The 18,680-nt window shown below is 64.2% G+C and carries 6 protein-coding genes; all 6 read left to right on the top strand.

Going from position 1 to position 18,680, the window contains the following annotated elements; genetic code table 11:
• The first annotated feature begins 16 nt into the window (after window positions 1–16).
• The 6 genes from D8U82_RS23260 to D8U82_RS23235 all read left to right on the top strand — a co-directional run bounded on the left by D8U82_RS23260 (window position 17) and on the right by D8U82_RS23235 (window position 18,679).
• Entirely contained in the window at window positions 17–865 is an 849-nt protein-coding gene (locus D8U82_RS23260; RefSeq protein ID WP_130903057.1) for a transketolase, read from the top strand.
• Window positions 862–1,890 (top strand): transketolase family protein, encoded by a 1,029-nt coding sequence (locus D8U82_RS23255; protein ID WP_024012664.1) that lies wholly within the window; start codon window positions 862–864, stop codon window positions 1,888–1,890. The genes D8U82_RS23260 and D8U82_RS23255 overlap by 4 nt, the downstream gene beginning before the upstream one ends.
• A gap of 61 nt (window positions 1,891–1,951) precedes the next feature.
• Window positions 1,952–2,911, top strand: a complete 960-nt coding sequence (locus D8U82_RS23250; RefSeq protein ID WP_130903079.1) for an alpha/beta hydrolase — start codon at window positions 1,952–1,954, stop codon at window positions 2,909–2,911.
• Window positions 2,912–3,319: 408 nt separating this feature from the next.
• Window positions 3,320–15,040, top strand: a complete 11,721-nt coding sequence (locus tag D8U82_RS23245; protein ID WP_130903056.1) for a BapA/Bap/LapF family large adhesin — start codon at window positions 3,320–3,322, stop codon at window positions 15,038–15,040.
• 43 nt (window positions 15,041–15,083) lie between these two features.
• The gene (locus D8U82_RS23240) at window positions 15,084–16,520 is read left to right on the top strand and encodes a TolC family outer membrane protein (protein WP_130903055.1); all 1,437 of its coding nucleotides are present in this window, start codon (window positions 15,084–15,086) and stop codon (window positions 16,518–16,520) included.
• Window positions 16,517–18,679, top strand: a complete 2,163-nt coding sequence (locus D8U82_RS23235; RefSeq protein WP_130903054.1) for a type I secretion system permease/ATPase — start codon at window positions 16,517–16,519, stop codon at window positions 18,677–18,679. Before D8U82_RS23240 ends, D8U82_RS23235 begins: the two co-directional genes overlap by 4 nt.
• The last annotated feature ends 1 nt before the right edge of the window (window position 18,680 follow it).

The raw sequence follows: 18,680 nt of genomic DNA, 5'->3' as shown, positions 1-18,680 counted from the left end.
TCAACGGAGTTTCATCATGACGACTAATCTTGCACACGCTGCATCGCTGAGCCTGACCCAGCGCGCGCACAACATTCGCCGCCATGCACTGCGCATGGGCCAGGTTCAGGGCCAGGGCTATGTGGGCCAGGCCCTCGGCGCGGCTGACCTGCTGGCGGTGTCTTACTTTCATGCGATGAATCATCGTCCCCAGGATCCCGAGTGGGAGCAGCGCGATCGCTTCTATCTCTCCATCGGCCACTACGCCATCGCGCTGTACGCAGCGCTGATCGAAGCCGAGATCATTCCGCTCGACGAGCTGGAAACCTACGGTTCGGATGACAGCCGCCTGCCGATGTCGGGCATGGCCGCCTACACCCCGGGGATGGAAATCACCGGCGGCTCGCTGGGTCAGGGCCTGGGTATCGCGGTCGGTGCCTGCCTGGGCCTCAAGCGCAAAGGCTCGGCCTCGTTCGTCTACAACCTGCTGTCCGATGGCGAACTCAATGAAGGCTCGACCTGGGAAGCGGTGATGTCGGCTTCGCACTGGCAGCTCGACAATCTGATCGCCATCGTCGACGTGAATAACCAGCAGGCCGACGGTTACTCCAGCGAGATTCTCTCGTTCGAACCCATCGTCGATCGCTGGCAAGCCTTTGGCTGGTTCACCCAGCGCGTCGACGGCAATGACCTCGACGCCCTGGTCGCTGCATTCGATGCCGCGCGCAATCACCCCGGCGGGCAACCGCGCGTGATCATCTGCGACACGAAAATGGGCAAAGGCGTGCCGTTTCTGGAGAACCGGGAAAAGACCCACTTCATTCGCGTCGAAGAGCACGAATGGGACCTGGCACTGAGCAACCTTGAAGAAGGAAAAGACCAATGAGCAACGCCGCCAACACTGCGCCTTCGACTGCTACTGGCGCGCCGGTGAAAAAGCGCCTGACCACCTCGGCGATGATTGCCTCGATTGCTTCCGAGGGTCAGGCGACCCGCTCGGCACCGTTCGGCCATGCGCTCGCAGCGCTGGCAGATCAGCGCGCGGACATCGTCGGTCTCTCTGCGGACCTGTCCAAGTACACCGACCTGCACATTTTCGCCAAGGCGCATCCGCAGCGTTTCTATCAGATGGGCATGGCCGAACAGTTGCTGATGAGCGCTGCGGCGGGCATGGCGCGTGAGGGTTTCGTGCCGTTTGCCACTACCTACGCGGTGTTCGCCTCGCGCCGCGCTTACGACTTCATCTGCATGGCCATCGCCGAGGAAAACCTCAACGTCAAAATCGTCTGCGGTTTGCCCGGCCTCACCACGGGTTACGGGCCGAGCCATCAGGCCACCGATGATCTGGCTATTTTCCGCGCCATGCCCAATCTGATGATCGTCGACCCTTGCGATGCGCTGGAAATCGAACAGGCCGTGCCGGCCATCGCCGCTCACCAAGGCCCGGTCTATATGCGTTTGCTGCGCGGCAATGTGCCGTTGGTGCTGGACGAGTACGGTTATAAATTCGAGATCGGCAAGGCCAAGACCCTGCGCACGGGCAACGACGTGCTGATCATCTCCACCGGGCTGATGACCATGCGCTCACTGGAGGCGGCCAAGCAATTGCAGGCCGACGGCATTGATGTGGCCGTGCTGCACGTGCCGACCATCAAGCCGCTGGATGAACAAACCATTCTCGCCGAAGCGCGCAAATCCGGGCGTCTGGTGGTCACAGCCGAGAACAGCTCGATCATCGGCGGTTTGGGTGAGGCGGTTGCCGGTTTGTTGTTGCGCAATGGCGTGACGCCCACCTTCAGGCAGATCGCGTTGCCCGACGCCTTCCTTGACGCCGGCGCCCTGCCGACGCTGCATGATCGCTACGGCATCTCGACGCCGGCCGTTTGCGCGCAGATCAAAGCCTGGCTGTAACTCCACCGTGGGCGGCGCTTCGATCAGAGGCGCTCGTTCATTCGAAAACAGGAGGCAGAACGTGAAAGCACATGAACTGCTGGATCCCGACTTCAAAAGCTTTTTAACCCCCGGCGCAGAAGCCTGGACGTTGGAAACGCTGCCCGCGATCAGGGAGCGTGTTCACGCGACATTCAAATCCCGAGAACAAGCGCGCGGTGAAAGCCAATGGATAAAGTCCCAGGACGGTGAGGATTTGCGCCTGTGTCTTTACCGGCCCGCCGCCGCAGCACCGGACGGTAATTTTGCGGTGATCCTGTACATCCACGGTGGAGGTTTCGTCCTCGGTTGCCCCGAAATGGCCGATGACTATCTGGCTGACCTCGCCGAAGCACTTAAGGCGATCATCGTCGCCGTCGATTACCGTCTCGCGCCAGAGCACCCCTTCCCTGTTCCTCTGGAGGATTGCTACACGGCCCTCGGCTGGGTCTTCGCCCACCAGCAAACGCTCAATATTGACGCCGACAAAGTAATCGTCATGGGCCACAGTGCCGGCGCCGGGCTGGCAGCAGCGCTGGCCATTGTGACGCGGGATCGCGGCGAGTATTCCATCGCCAGTCAGGTGCTGGTTTATCCGATGCTCGATCACCGTTCGGGCAGCGCAGCCTCGCCTCAGCAGAACAGCACGACCGGCGTGATTGGCTGGCCGGCGCAAGCCAACCAGTTTTGTTGGGAGTGCCTGCGCGCTGACCAAGCGCTGGATGATCTGCCAATTGGCTGGTTTTCGCCGGCCCTGCAAGACGATCTGCGTGACTTGCCACCGACGTTTCTGGCCGTTGGCGCGCTGGATCTGTTTCTGGAAGAGGACGTTGCATTTGCCCTGCGCCTGTCCCGCGCCGGGGTTGCCGTCGAACTGCATGTCTACCCTGGGGCGCCACATATGTTTGATCAGTGCCCCGGTAGCGTTAGCGCTCAGTCTGCGCTGGATATCGTCCGATCACTTCGGCGATCGATAGCTAGCGCATTAACTGCTGAGGGGTAGAAAGAACCGCTGAAACGGTACAACAGGATTTCTTATACAAAGCCTTCCCCCCCCTCCCACGCTTATTGATTAATACCTTCGCAGACAGGCAACTGCGGAGGGTGGCCTGCGCTTTGAGAAATTCAATATCGCTTAGCCATCACCCTCGGCGATTCCGCCCGGACCTTTTCCAGCGTCCCTTTGGATAATGTCGAAAACGACACATTTTGTTGCATCCAAAAACCGCTTGGATCCAACGTCCCGACAAACGGTAACGACCTGATTAGAGCAGTTTTTCAAAGAGATAAACGTGGGCAAATGGCCCATTCATACACTCGTCAAAAATCAGGCAGCCCCATCTGACACTCCCTATCTATGGTTTTAAAACCATCCGTGGACGTCCGCCCCACCCATTTACAGGGAGTAGTAATGGACAACATCGTCATTGCCGATAAAGCCAATTCTCAGCTCACTGCCCAGAACTGGGGCAATGTTCAGCTCAGTCAGCCTTCAGTTGTACAAATGCCGGTTCGGCCCGATCAATTGGCGTCGACCAGTCGCAGCGGTCAGGATCTGATCGTCAATCTGAAGTCTGGCGAGCAAATCAAAATCTCCAATTTCTTTGTCACCAGCCCTGACGGCGTGCCCAATGACATTGTCTTTCAGGGTGACGACGCGACGCTGTGGCAGGCGCGCTACAGCGCCGAGCCGTTCAATGGCTTTACCTTTGACGAAATCAATTCGCTGGACGAGCTGATCGCTGGCGTCGGTGTGGTGGATGGGGCGACGCCGGCCTGGGCGATTGCCGGGCTTGGCCTGTTGGGCGCGGGTGGTGCGGCAGCCGCTGCCGGCGGAAGTGGCGGCGGCGGTGGTGGTGGTGGGGGCGGAGACGCGACGCCTCCTGCGCCCGCGACCGGATTAACCTTGTCGGCCGATGGCAGGGTGCTGAGTGGTTTTGGCGAAGCTGGCAGTGTCGTTCAGGTACGCGATGCAGCCGGCAACCTTTTGGCTTCCGGAACCGTTGGCGTCGATGGCAGTTTCCAGGTCGACCTGGGTACGCCGCAGAACAATGGTCAGCCGCTCGACGTCACGCTCACCGACCCTGCGGGCAACGTTTCGACACCGGGTACGGTCACTGCGCCTGATACCACCGCGCCCACCGCGCCAGGCAATCTCAGCGTGAGCGCCGATGGCACGCAACTCGGCGGCACCGGTGAAGTCGGCTCGACCATCCAGGTGCGCGCCGCCGATGGCAGCCTGCTCGGCAGCGCCGTGGTTGCGGCGGATGGCACCTTCAGCGTCATCCTCAGCCCCGCGCAAACCGGCGGTCAGCCGCTGACAGTGAATGCCACCGATGCCGCAGGCAACACCTCGACCGGCGCAACGATCAGCGCGCCGGAGATCGTCGAACCGACGACGCCAAGCAATCTTGGTTTGAGCAGCGACGGCAGCCAACTGACCGGCACCGCCCGGGCCGGCACCACCATTGAGGTCCGTGCCGCCAACGGCGAATTGCTCGGGCGCGCGGCGGTGGCCGCTGATGGCACTTTCCTGCTGACGCTGATTCGTGCGCAGGCCAACGGTGAAACCTTCAGTGTCGTGGCAGTCAACAGCGCCGGTGCGCAATCGCCGGCCGTCACCTTCAATGCGCCGGACATCACCGGCCCCGCCGCTGCAACGGATCTGGCCGTGAGCAGCGATGGCCTTTCAGTGACCGGCCGTGGCGAACCCGGCAGCACAGTCAGCGTCACCAATGCGCAAGGTACGCTGCTCGGCACAGCGCAGGTGGCAGCCGATGGCTCGTTCACTGTGCAACTCAATGCCGCGCAAATCGATGGTGAGGCGCTGAGCGTGCTGGTCACCGACGCCGCGGGCAACCCTTCGCCAGCAGTGACGATCATCGCGGTTGACCTCGACGGACTGACCCAACCAAGTGACATCGCAGTGAGCGTCGATGGCACGCAGTTGAGTGGACGCGGCCAGCCCGGTTCGACCGTGACGGTGCGTGACGCCAACGGCAATCTGCTCGGCACGGCCGTTGTCGCGGCGGACGGCACGTTCAGCCTGCAACTGAGCAGTCCACAGAACAATGGTGAAACGTTGCAGATCAGTGCCAGCGACGCCGCTGGCAATACTTCCGCACCACTGAACTACGTGACGCCTGACACCCAAGGGCCGACGGCCGTCTCCGATCTCGCACTCGACGCTCAGGGGCAGACGCTCACCGGTAAGGGTGAGTTGGGTGCGTCAGTCACTGTGCGCGATCCGGCCGGCAACATCATCGGCACCGGCACGGTGGGTGCCGATGGTAATTTTACCGTTCCACTTTCCACACCACAGACCGATGCGCAACAGCTGCAAGTGATCCAGACCGACGCGGACGGCAATCCTTCGGCGCCGGTCAACGTGATAGCACCCGATCTGACCACACCGGTAGCCGTGACCGATGTAAGCATTTCCGCCAATGGCGCCGTGGTCTCCGGCGCGGGTCAGATCGGTGCGACCGTTACTGTCGCTGACACCAATGGGACCGTGCTGGGAACAGCTGTCGTCGGCAGCAACGGCCGTTTCGAAGTCACCTTGTCCTTAGCACAAACCAATGGCCAGAACCTCAGCGTCGTGCAGAGTGATGGCTCGCCGTCGGGCTCGCCGGCAGTTCCAGTTGAAGCGCCGGATATCCAGGCCCCAACGGCTCCTTCGGATCTGACGCTGAATGCAGGTGGCACTGAACTGAGTGGCACCGGCGAGCCCGGTGCCACGGTGTCGGTCAAAGATTCGGCCGGCAATGTGTTGGGTACCGCGATCGTCGACGGCAGCGGCGCCTTTACAGTGCCGCTGAACAGCCCGCAGATCGAAGGCCAGCAACTGCAAGTCAGCCAATCGGATGGCGTGAACGTTTCCCCCGGCACACCACTGACGGCGACGGACACCACCGCGCCGCTGGCGCCGGACAATGTCGTGCTCGCCAGTAACGGCGTGACCTTGACCGGCACCGGGCAAGCGGGCAGCACCGTAACCGTCAGCGCGCCCGACGGCACGGTGCTCGGCTCTACGGTGGTCGCCAGCGACGGCAGTTTCAGCGTCAACCTGAGCCCGGCTCAGCTCGACGGTCAGGTGTTGAGTGTGGTCCAGACCGATGCGAGCGCCCTGCCCTCGCCGGCCACGCCGGTCACCGCACCGGACATCACCGCCCCGCCTACACCGACCGGGCTGGTCGTCGATCCTTCAGGTGCCACGGTCACCGGCACCACGCAGCCCAATAACACGGTGCAGGTGCTGGATGCCGACGGTAACGTCATCGGCACCGCGACCGCTGACGGCACGGGCGCCTTCACGGTCAACCTCGACACGGCGCAGACCAATGGCGAAGCCTTGCAAGTCGTGGTGTCGGACGGCGCCAACAGTTCGCTGCCAGGCACCGTTGCCGCGCCGGACAGCACCCCGCCGGCAGCGGTCAGCGATCTCGCGCTCAACCCGGCCGGCACGCAGGTCTCTGGCCTTGCCGAACCGGGCACCACGGTCACCGTCAGCATTGCCGGCGGTGGCGCTGTGCTGGGCACCGCGACGGCCGATGCGGATGGCCGCTTTGTCGTGACCCTCAGCCCACCGGCCGAGCCTGGCGGCAATCTGGAAGTCATCAGCACGGATGGCGGCGGTAATGATTCGCCCGTCGTGCCGCTGGCAGGACTGGACGGTAGCCAGGTCGCGACCCCGACCGATCTGGCCTTGAGTGCCGATGGTTTCACCCTGACCGGCGCCGGAACGCCCGGTTGCACCGTGACGGTGACCAGCAGCAGCGGCACGGTGCTCGGCTCCGGGCTGATCAACAGCTTCGGCCGCTTCACCCTGTTGCTCAGTAGCAAACAGATCAATGCGCAAGTTCTCCAGGTGACGGCCACCAGTCCCGACGGTGACGTGTCGATTCCGGGCACGGTGACGGCGGTCGATGGCACAGCGCCGGACGCTGTGACCGATCTGGCGCTGAATACCAACGGCACGACACTCACTGGACGCGGAGAGGCCGGGGCGACGGTCACTGTCACCGACACCACAGGTACCGTGCTCGGTACTGCACTGGTCGCCAGCAACGGCACGTTCAGCCTGACGCTGACGCCGGCACAACTTAATGGCCAGGCGCTTACCGCGATCCAGAGCGACGCCGCCGGCAACCTGTCGCAACCCGCCGGCATCATTGCCACCGATCTGCAACCGCCAGCCGCAGCGACTGGCGTTACGATCAATGACGTCGGCACCGTGGTCAAAGGCCAGGGCGAAGCCGGCAGCACCGTGACCGTGCGCGATGCCGCCGGTAACGTGTTGGCCACCGGCGTAGTCGATCAGAGCGGCAACTTCCAGGTCACCTTGCCCAATGCGCAGAACACCGGCGAAACCCTGCAGGTCACCCTGACCGACGCCAATGGCAACGCCTCGACTTCCACTGGTGTGATCACCGTCGACGGCACCCCGCCCGCCGCTGTGCAAAACCCACTGATCAGCGCCGATGGCAGCACCCTCAGCGGCACAGGTGAGGCTGGCGCAACAGTCAATGTCACCACCGCCAACGGCACCCTGCTGGGCAGCGCCGTGGTTGGCGCGGACGGCTCGTTCAGCGTGACCCTGGCGCCCGCGCCGAGCAATGGCGAGGCATTGGCGATCAGCCAGACCGACCCTGCCGGCAACGTCTCGCCATCGACCAGCGTCACCGCACCCGACATCAGCCCACCGGCGGCACTGACCCAAGTCGCGGTGAATGCCGACGGCGTCACCGTTACCGGCCACGGCGAACCCGGCGCCACCGTGTCTGTACGCAGCGCCGACGGCACCTTGCTCGGCACCGCACAGGTCGGCAGCGGCGGCGCGTTCACTGTCACGCTGAACGCAGCACAACTGAATGCCGAAGTGCTGACCGTCACTCAGGAAGATCCGCCGGGCAATGTCTCGACGGCGGTTGAAGTGGTTGCGGTGGATCTGACTGCGCCGGCGATCCCGAGCGGCTTGACCTTGAATGCTGCCGGCGTGCAACTGGCGGGTAACGCCGAGGCCGGCAGCACGGTGACCGTGCGCGACAGTCAGGGCAATCTTCTCGGCACCACCACGGCGGCGGCAAACGGCACTTTCCAGATTACCCTCAACAGTCCGCAAACCAATGGCCAGTCGCTGAACGTGACAGCCACCGACGCGGCGGGCAATCCGTCGGCCCCGGCAATCGTCACTGCGGTCGATAGCACGGCGCCGTTGGTAGCGAGCGATCTGGCGGTGAGCGCCAATGGTGCCACCCTGACCGGCATCGGCGAGGTCGGCGCCAGCGTGGAAGTTCGCGATGCCGGCGGTGTTTTGCTGGGTACTGCGACCGTCGCCAGCAATGGCAATTTCAGCGTCACGTTGTCCCCGGCGGCGGTGGCTGGATCGAATCTTTCCGTGGTGCAGATCGATGCTGCCGGCAACACCGGACCGGCGGCGCCGGTGACTGCACCGGGCAATCTGGCGGAAAGTGCACCGACCAATCTGGCCCTCAGCGTCGACGGTCTGACCCTGACCGGCTCGGCCACCGCCGGCAGTACCGTGAGCATTCGCAATGCCTCGGGCGTGTTGCTCGGCAGCGCGCTGGTGGCGGCCAATGGCACTTTCAGCGTCACCCTCAACGCCGCGCAACTCAACGGCGAACAGCTGTCTGCCGTGGCAACCTCGAGCACCGGCATCAATTCGTCGCCGACCGACTACACCGCTGCCGATATCGCCGCGCCAACGCCGCTCAGCGAGCTGAGCCTGGCACCGAACGGCACGGCCCTGACCGGGCGCGGTGAAGCCGGCGCCACGGTGACCGTGCTCGGCACCGGCGGAGTGGTTCTCGGCAGCGCCGTGGTGGCGGCCAATGGCACGTTCAGCGTCACCCTCAGCCCGGCACAGACCTCTGGCCAGACTTTGAGCCTGAGCCAGGCCGACACCGCCGGCAACGAATCCAACAGCGTCAACCTGATCGCCCCGGACCTGCTCGCGCCCAATGCGCCGGCGGCGCTGGTGGCAAGCACTGACGGCACCTTGCTGTCGGGTACCGGTGAGGCCGGCACCACGGTCAACGTGTACAACGCCGCCGGAGCGCTGGTCGGCACCGGCACCGTGAGCATCGACGGCACGTTTGCGATCACCCTGACCACGCCGCAAGCCAATGGCCAGGCGCTGACCGTGTCGCTGACGGATGCGGCGGGCAACACCTCGGCAGCCACGCCGTTCACTTCGGTCGACAGCACACCGCCAGCGGCCGTTTCGCAACTGAGCATCGGCGGCGACGGCGCAAGCCTGAGCGGGCGCGGCGAACCGGGCGCGCAGGTGCGCGTCATCGACAGCGAAGGCAACGTGCTTGGCACCGCCGTGGTCAGCGCGACCGGTACCTTCACCCTGCCACTGAACCCGGCGTTGACCAACGCCGAAGTGATCACCGTGGTCCAGACCGACGCGGCGGGCAACGACTCGCCGGCAGTGAACCTGACCACACCGGACTTCACCCCGCCTGATCCACTGGACAACGTCGATATCAACTCGTCCGGCGCGTTGGTCATCGGTACTGGCGAACCCGGCGCGACCGTGACCGTGCGCGATGCCAATGGCACCTTGCTCGGCACCAGCGTGGTACTCGGCGACGGCACCTTCAGCGTCACCCTCAATCCGCCGCAGATCAATGAACAGATTCTCAGCGTGCAGCAGACTGATCCACCCGGCAACGTCAGCGCGCCGGTGTCGATCACCGCACCGGATCTGACCCCGCCAGCGACGCCGGCCGATCTGCAACTGAATGCCGATGGCGACACCCTCACCGGGACCGGCGAAGTCGGCGCCATTGTCCGCGTGACATCCGCAGACGGTACCGAGCTGGGCACCGGCACCGTGGGCAGCGATGGCCGTTTCCAGATCACCGTGACTCCGGTGCAAACCAATGGCCAAGCGCTGTTCGTGGTGTTGGCGGATGCAGCCGGCAATGCCTCGCCTGTCGGCACGCTGAGCGCACCGGACAGCACGCCTCCTGCCGCACTGACCGATGTCGAGATCGACGCCAGCGGCAGCCTCATCACCGGCTCCGGTGCGGCTGGCTCGCAAGTGGTCGTCACCAACGCGGTGGGCACCATCGTCGGCACCGGCACCGTCGCGGCCGATGGCAGTTTCAGCGTCATCCTCGATCAGCCGCTGCTCAACGGTGAAGCCTTGTCGGTGATCCAGCGCGATGCGGCGGGCAACCCTTCGCCGATCGTGCCCGTTACTGCGCCGGACATCACCCTGCCCGCTGCGCCCACCGACCTCGTTCTCACGCCTGATGGCCTGACACTGACCGGTACCGGTGAAGCCGGCGCCACGGTGCGCGTGCTCAGCGCGACTGGCACGGTACTGGGCTTGGCAACCGTGACCGGCAATGGCTCGTTCAGCGTGACCCTCAATCCGCCGCAGGTGAATGGCGAGCTGTTGAGCGTCAATCAGACTGATCCGGCTTCAAACATTTCACCCACAGCACCTCTGCAAGCGGGTGACAGCACTGATCCACTGGAAGTGGCCGACCTCAACGTCAGCCAGGACGGCTTGACCGTGACCGGTACCGGCGAGCCCGGCGCAACCGTCACCGTGCTTGACGGCGCGGTGGTGCTCGGCACAGCGACGGTGGCGGAAGATGGCAGTTTCAGCGTCACGTTGTCGGCTGCGCAACTCGATGGCCGCGCGCTCTCGGTCGTGCAAGCCGACGCGCAAAACAACCAGTCCGAGCCCGTACTGGTGGACGCGCCGGACAGCACTGCACCTATCGCACCAACGGTGACATCGCTGACCGGCGCCGGCACCTTGCTCGCCGGGACCTCCGAAGCCGGTAGCACCGTGACTGTGCTGTCCGCCACCGGCACCGTGCTCGGCACAGCGGTGGCATTGAGCGACGGCACCTATACAGTCACGCTGAATCCGGCCCAGGCCAATGGTCAGTTGTTGTCAGTGATCGCGACGGACGAGGCGCAAAACGCATCGCCAGAGCTGCTCTACCCGGCGGCAGATACCACGGCTCCGGATGCCGTCACCGGTCTGACCATCAGCGGCGATCTGAGCCAGCTCGCCGGTCGTGGCGAAGCCGGCGCGAGTGTCGAGGTGACCGATGCGCTGGGCAATGTTGTCGGCAGCGGCACGGTCGCGGCCAACGGCACATTCCTGATCGATCTGGACCCCGGCATCACCGCCGGCCAAGTGCTGACAGTGAATCAAACAGACGTCGCGACTAACGTGTCCGCAGACGCCGACCTGACTGTTCCGGCAGTGCCAGCCCCGGCTGCGCCGGACAATCTTGTACTGACAGCCGACGGCGTGACGCTGACCGGCACGGCGGCGATCGGCACCACCATCAATGTCTACGCGCCGGACAACAGCCTGATCGGCACCGGCGTCACCGGCGGGGATGGCACGTTCAGCGTGGTGCTGACGCCTGCGCAAACCAACGGCGAAAGCCTCGAAGTCACCGCCAACACTGCGCTGGGGGGTGCCTCGCTGCCGACTGAAATCACCGCAGGTGACACCTCGGCGCCGGCGCCGCTCAGCGATCTGGCGGTCAATGCCAGCGGCACATTGGTCACCGGTCGCGGCGAAGTCGGCGCGTCGGTGACCATCACCGGCGCGGGCGGCGTGGTGCTGGGCAATGCGACGGTTGGCGCCAATGGCACTTTCAGCGCACAGCTCAATACACCGCAGGTCAACGGTCAGGTGCTCAATGCGACACAGACCGATGCGTCCAACAACAGCTCATCCGGGCTTAACGTAACTGCGCCCGATATCACTCCCCCGGCCGCTCCGACGGCGCTGGTACTCAGCGGTGCCGGTCTGGTGCTCGGCGGGCTCGGTGAAGCCGGCGCCACCGTTACTGTGCGCGGTGTCGGTGGCGCGGTGCTGGGCACGGCGACGGTGGCGGGCAATGGCTCGTTCTCGGTGACCTTGTCCTCCGCCCAACTCAATGGCCAGCAACTGAGCGTCACGCAGAGTGACGCGGCGGGCAACGTTTCGCCGGTTACCAACCTCAGCGTCGCCGATACCACCGCGCCGGCGCCGCTGAGCAATGTCAGCCTGAACGGCACCGGCCTGGCGGTCAGCGGCACGGGTGAAGCCGGCGCGACCGTCAGCGTGACCAACGCAGCCGGTACCGTGCTGGGCACCGCTGTGGTCAATGCCGGCGGCACCTTCACCGTGCAACTGTCCAGCGCGCAACTGAACGGCCAACAGCTCAATGTCCAACAGGCCGACCCGACGGGCAATTTGTCGCAGGTCTTCAATCTGACGGCCCCTGACGTGCAGGCGCCGATCGCGGCCAGCGGTCTGACGCTCGCTGCCAACGGTCTGACCTTGAGCGGTACGGGCGAAGCCGGTGCGACGGTCAACGTCTACGGCCCGGGCGGCGCGCTGATCGGCACCACCACCGTAGGCAGTGGCGGCACGTTCAGCTTCAACCTGAACACCGCGCAACTCGACGGGCAGCTGTTGACCGTGCGTCTGGTCGACCCGGCCGGCAACCTGTCGCCCAACGCCAGCCTGACAGCGCCGGATATTACCGCACCCGGCGCGCCGACCGGCGTCAGCGTCAATGGCAGCGGCACCGTGCTCACTGGCGTCGGCGTGCCCGGTTCGACCATCAGCGTACTCGGCGCCGGCGGTGTGGTGCTGGGCACCGCGACCGTCGCCGCTAACGGCAGTTTCTCGGTGGCACTGGCCTCGGCGCAGATCAATAGCCAATTGCTCAGCGTCACCCAGGCCGATCCGAGTGGCAACGTATCGGCTGCGGCGACCGCGACGGCGCCAGACCTGACACCGCCCGCTGCGGCCACGGCGCTGCTGGTCGGTGCCGATGGCCTGAGCGTCACCGGTACCGGCGAAGCCGGCGCAACCGTGACCATCAAGTCGGCCAGCGGCGCCGTTCTCGGCACCGGCACGGTCAACAACCTCGGCGTGTTTACCGTCACCCTGAGCAGTGCGCAGATCAACGGCGAAAACCTCACCGTCAACCTCAGCGACGCACGCGGCAACGTTTCGGTAGCCGCCAACGTCATTGCGCCGGACGTCGACGTCAACGCGCCAGTGATCGCCAGCGATGACCTCGCCGTCGGCACCGTCACCCTGGCTCCGGTCACCGTCTCGCAGACCTTCAACGACTCGTTCACCACCCTGCTGGCCGGATTCTCGAAAACCTTCACCTTCACCGTGGCCGGCGGCACGCGTCTTGATCCGACCCTGACGCTGACCACCAGCAGCCTGATTTCGCTGATCGATGGCGTGGTCTACACCCTGCAAGTCAAGGATGCCAGCGGCAACTGGGTGACTCTGGATGTCAATGGCAGCGGCGGCCTGCTCGACCTGATCGCGCTCGCCGGCCAAGGCGTGCGGGTCGACATCGGTAACCTGCTGTCAGGCGATTATCGACTGACGGTTTCAAGCACCGGTATAGGCGTGCTGACCACGGTCAATACCCAGCTGCAACTGGATGTCAGCAGCCTGACCCAGTTCAACGGCATTGCCGGGCCAGCGGTGACTGGCAACGTCATCACCAACGTCGGCGTCGATGGCACGGCCGATCAGACCGGCCCGGACAACGGCGCGCAGTTGCAGATCTTCAAGAACGGCGCCTGGGTCAGCGCCGGCGCCGGCACCACGGTGCAAGGGTTGTACGGCACGCTGACCATCGACGCCAACGGCAACTACAGCTACAAACCGAACGGCAGTGTCGGCAGCGTCGGCAAAGTCGACGTGTTCAACTATCAACTGGTGCACCCGAACGGCTTGAGCGACACCGCCAATCTGTACGTGCGCATCGACAGCCCGCAAGCCAGCGAAGTGTGGAATGACGCCAACCTTGGCAGCCCGGCACTGGTGGTGGATGCCACAGCGGACATCGCCTCGACTGACGTCACCCTGATCAACCGCGAAGTCACCACCAACTCAGCCCTCGGCACCTTCAATGTGCTGCTGGGCGGCGGCAGCGGTAACTACAACACGGTGGTCGCGGCCGATACCGTCAGTGACCTGACCGTGGTGGTCAATTCGAGCAACCTGTTGGCGCTGCTCGGTTCGATGACGGTGGGCCTGTACAAGCTCAACACCGCCACCAACCAGTACGTGCTGGTCAAGAGTTACGGCGGCAACGCGCTGGTCAATCTCGGCGGCGGCAACTACGGGATCAAATTCGACGACCAGACTGCCGGCAGTTATCAGGTACGGGTGGCAGTGGGCGGCCTCGGCCTGCTGACCAGCGTCAACACCAGCCTGATCAACGTCGCGACCTACAACAATCAGTTCGTGGTCGGCGGCTACACGCCGGTATCGGGCAATCTGCTCACCGACACCGCTGGCGGCGGCGCCGATGTGTTGGGCTCGGTCTACACCTTGCTCAGCGTGCTGGTCGCCGGCAGTTACGTTGCGCCGGGTTACAACGGCGTCTCGCTGGTCGGTAACTACGGCACCCTGGTGGTCCAGGCCAACGGCAACTACACCTACACGCTCAAGGCCGGGCTGACCGATGCGGTGATCGGCCAGGAAGACACCTTCACCTACCAACTCACCCACCCCAACGGCACGGTAGACACCGCGACGCTGACCATCGACCTGAACAAGGCCGGCGCTTTCGCCAGTACCGCATTCTCGGCGCTGGCCAGCGATGACCTCGGTCTGGCCCACGTCGCTGGCAGCGAACTGATCCAGGGCACCGAGGGCAACGACACCCTCGACGGCTCGCACGGTGGCGCCGTGACCCTGCAAGGTGGCGGTGGCGACGACACGCTGATCATCGCCGATCAGCAATTCACCTCGGTGGACGGCGGCAGCGGCACCGACACCCTGCTCTGGGCCGGTGGCGACGTGTCGATCAACCTCGGCGATCTGCAGAGCAAGATCCACAACGTCGAAATCCTTGACCTCAATCACTCGAGTGCGGTTGCGCTGACACTGAATCTCAGCGATCTGCTGGCGATTACCTCTTCGGACAACAACACCCTGCTGATCAAGGGTGACGACAGGGACAGCGTGCACATGACCGATGGCTGGGTCGCCGATGGTACGCAACAGGCCGACGGCATCGACTATGTTCAATACACGGCACAGGAGGATCCGAGCCACCACTTGTGGGTACAGAACGGCATTCAAGTGGTTTGAAACAAGACATCGAACGTTGGTCTCTCAACAGTAAGGGAAGTCTGTGGAGTCAGTTTTTCGCCAGAAATGGCCGGTGGTCCTGTTGACCATCGGCCTCTACCCCGCTTTCACCGCCGGCGTTCGCGCCGACGACAATCTCGACAGCAGCTTGCGCAGCATCAGCCCGTCGCAACTGCAACAACCGGCAGGCAATGAAAGCCGTCAGCGCCCTGCCCCTGCTCTGAAAGCGTCCGCCGATGCGGACGCGTTGGGGCTGGAACAAGCGGTCAGGCTCGCCGTGGACTGGCACCCACGCATCGGCGAAGCCATCGGCACCCTGTTCCAGCAAGGCGAAGGCGTCAACGTCGCCGAATCCGGCTATTACCCGCAGGTCACCGGCGGCATCAAGGGTGGCTACACCAGCGGTTACGGCAGCGATGCCGGCAGCCAATCGGTGAACATTTCCCTCAAGCAGATGCTGTATGACTTCGGCAAGGTTTCCAGTTCGGTCGACGCCGCCCGCGCCCGGGTGGCGCGCAGTCAGGCCGGGATTCTGCTGGCGATCGACGACATCGCCCGCGACACCGCCAGGGCCTACATCGAGGTGCAGCGTTATCAGCGTCTGCTTGAGGTTGCGCGCGAGCAGATTCAGGGCATCGGCGGCATCGTCGACCTGGCCAAGCAACGCAGCGACATGGGCGCCAGCACCCGTTCCGATATGGTCCAGGCACAGTCCCGGGCCGAAGGCGCGACGGCCACATTGCAGGAATTCAAGGCGCAATACGCGCGCTGGCAAGCAACGCTGACCAGCTTGCTTGGACGGCGCACGCCGCCGGCAGTCAGCGACGCCGCCGCGCCGACGTTGACTCAGGCCTGCGACGCCTCGCATATCTCCGACACCCTGCCCGCCGTCCTCCAGGCCGCCGCGCAACGCACTCAGGCCCAGGCCGAGCTGGCCCAGGCCAAAGCCGAGGCCTATCCGACCCTGTCGCTGCAACCCTCGGTCAACCAATACCTGGACGACCACTACGACGATCAAAACTCGCGGGCCGATCGCACTCAGGTCGGGATCTTCCTCAACCTCGAAGTGCCGATCTATCAGGGCGGTGCGATCAGTGCGCGCAGCCGCGCCGCCGGGCATGCGCTGACCGCAGCGGATTCGGCCGAAGACTTCGCCCGTCTGCAAGCGCGCCAGGGTCTGGCCGAAGCCCAGGCGCAAACTTCGGGCCTGAACCGGCGGCTGCGCTCGCTGGAATTTCGCCAGACCAGCATCACCGAGGCGCGCATGTTGTATGGCCGCCAGTACCTGGAACTGGGCACGCGGCCGCTGCTCGACCTGCTCAACGCCGAGCAGGAAATCCATCAGTCGCGCTTTGATCTGGTCAACACCCAGGCTGATCTGCAACGCCTGCAGATCGACTGCTTCTACAACAGCGGTGCGATTCGCCGGGTCTTCGGCATCGACCACAGCGCCATCCAGAATGTCGAGATCCTGCCATGACCGATGCCAGCATTACTGTTCCCGAACCCGCTGCTGCCGAAGCTTGCGAAGATTATTCGCCGTGGCTGGAAGCCGTGCTGAAGGTCGCCCGCCACTATCGCCTCGACGTCTCGCCGGAAAGCGTGCGTCTGGCCTCGGTGCACAGCGAAGGCCGTGTCGAAGAAGTGGTTCGGCACATGGCGCGTCAGGCCGGTTTGAGCGTGAAATTCGCGGTATTCGACAACAAGAGCCTGAGCCGCTGGCGCACGCCGCTGGTGGTGCAACTGCGCGACGGTCAGGTCGGCGTGCTCGAAAGCATCGGCGAAACCGGCGAGCTGGGCATCTGCTTCAGTGGCGATCAAGGTTTGCAGAGTCGCATGGAGGCTGGCGCGCTCGCCGAGCAGGCGCTGCGCACGGTGATTCTGCGTCCGACGCAACCGGTGGCGGACGTGCGCACCAACGATTACATCAAGCCCTACGACGAGCACTGGTTCCGGCGCATCGTCCTCACCGATCTGCGGCCTTACAGCCAAGTGATGATCGCCTCGCTGGTCGCCAACCTGCTGGGCATGGCCGGGGTACTGTTTTCCATGCAGGTGTACGACCGGGTGATTCCGGCCGAGTCGCTGCCGACCCTGTACGTGTTGTTCGGCGGGGTGATGCTGGCGCTGCTGTTCGATTTCGTCATGCGCATTCTGCGTCTGCGCATCACTGATGTGCTGGGCAAGCGCGCCGACTTGCGCGTCTCCGATCTGGTCTTTGGCCACGCCTTGCGTCTGCGCAATTCGGCGCGGCCGAAATCCACCGGTTCGTTCATTTCGCAGTTGCGCGAGCTGGAGCAGATCCGCGATCTGATCACCTCCAGCACTGCCACGGCACTGGCGGACATGCCGTTTTTCCTGCTGTTCCTGCTGGTGTTCTATTTGATCGGCGGGCCACTGGTGCTGATTCCACTGGTGGCGCTGGTGTTCATGTTGCTGCCCGGGATCATCGCGCAACCGCGTCTGGCGCGACTGGCCAATGCGTCGATGCGTGAAGCGGCGCTGCGCAACGCCATGCTGGTGGAAAGTATTCAGGGCCTCGACGACATCAAGGCATTGCAGGCCGAGCAGCGTTTCCAGCAACAGTGGAACCAGTACAACGCCGCCTCCGCAGACAGCAGCCTGCGCCTGCGCACCCTGACCAACAGCCTGGTGGCGTGGACGCAGAACGTACAAGGCGGAGTGTTTGCGGTGGTAATTGTGTTCGGCGCGCCGATGGTGATTGCCGGCGACCTGACCACCGGCAGTCTGGTCGCGGCGTCGATTCTGTCGTCGCGGATGATGGGGCCGATGGCGCAACTGACCCACGTGCTCACCCGATGGCAGCAGGCCAAGGTCGCGCTCGAAGGCTTGAACCGGATCATGCAGATGCCGGTGGATCATCCCGAAGGCAGTCAGCGCGTGCACCTGCCGGCGATTCGCGGCGACTACCGCCTGCGTCAGGCCAGTTTTCGCTACAGCGAGGAATCGACCCCGGCGCTCAACAACATCGACCTGAGCATTCGGCCCGGCGAGCGCATCGCCCTGCTCGGCCGCAACGGTGCTGGCAAGTCGACGTTGCTGCAAGCACTGGGCGGCGCGATGGATCTGAGCAGCGGTGAAACCACTCTGGACGGCATCGCCCTGGCACATCTGGATCCGGCCGATCTGCGCCGCGACGTCGGCCTGCTGTCGCAACAGGCGCGACTGTTTCATGGCACCTTGCGCGACAACATCACCCTCGGCGCCGGTCAGGCCAGCGATCAGGAAATCATCGCCGCCTTGACTGTCACCGGTGCGCTGGATTTCGTTCGTCAGTTGCCTAAAGGCATGGATCATCTGGTACTCGAGGGCGGGTTGGGTTTGTCCGGCGGTCAGCGTCAGAGCTTGTTGCTGTCGCGCTTGTTGATCCGCCAGCCACAAGTGCTGTTGCTCGACGAACCGACGGCCGCGCTCGATGACGTCACCGAGCGTCTGCTGCTGGAAAAACTCGCGACCTGGACCCAGGGCCGAACGCTGGTGGTCGCCACGCATCGGGTCAGTGTGTTGCAACTGGTCGAGCGGATCATCGTTCTCGACAATGGACGCATCGTCATCGATGACCATCGCGACGCGGCACTGGCGCGGCTGCGCGCACCGGGCAAAGGAGTGGCGGTATGAA

The sequence above is a fragment of the Pseudomonas sp. Sample_23 genome (assembly GCF_004307595.1).
GTDB lineage: Bacteria > Pseudomonadota > Gammaproteobacteria > Pseudomonadales > Pseudomonadaceae > Aquipseudomonas > Aquipseudomonas atacamensis.
This window is presented reverse-complemented; position numbering and strand designations above follow the sequence as displayed.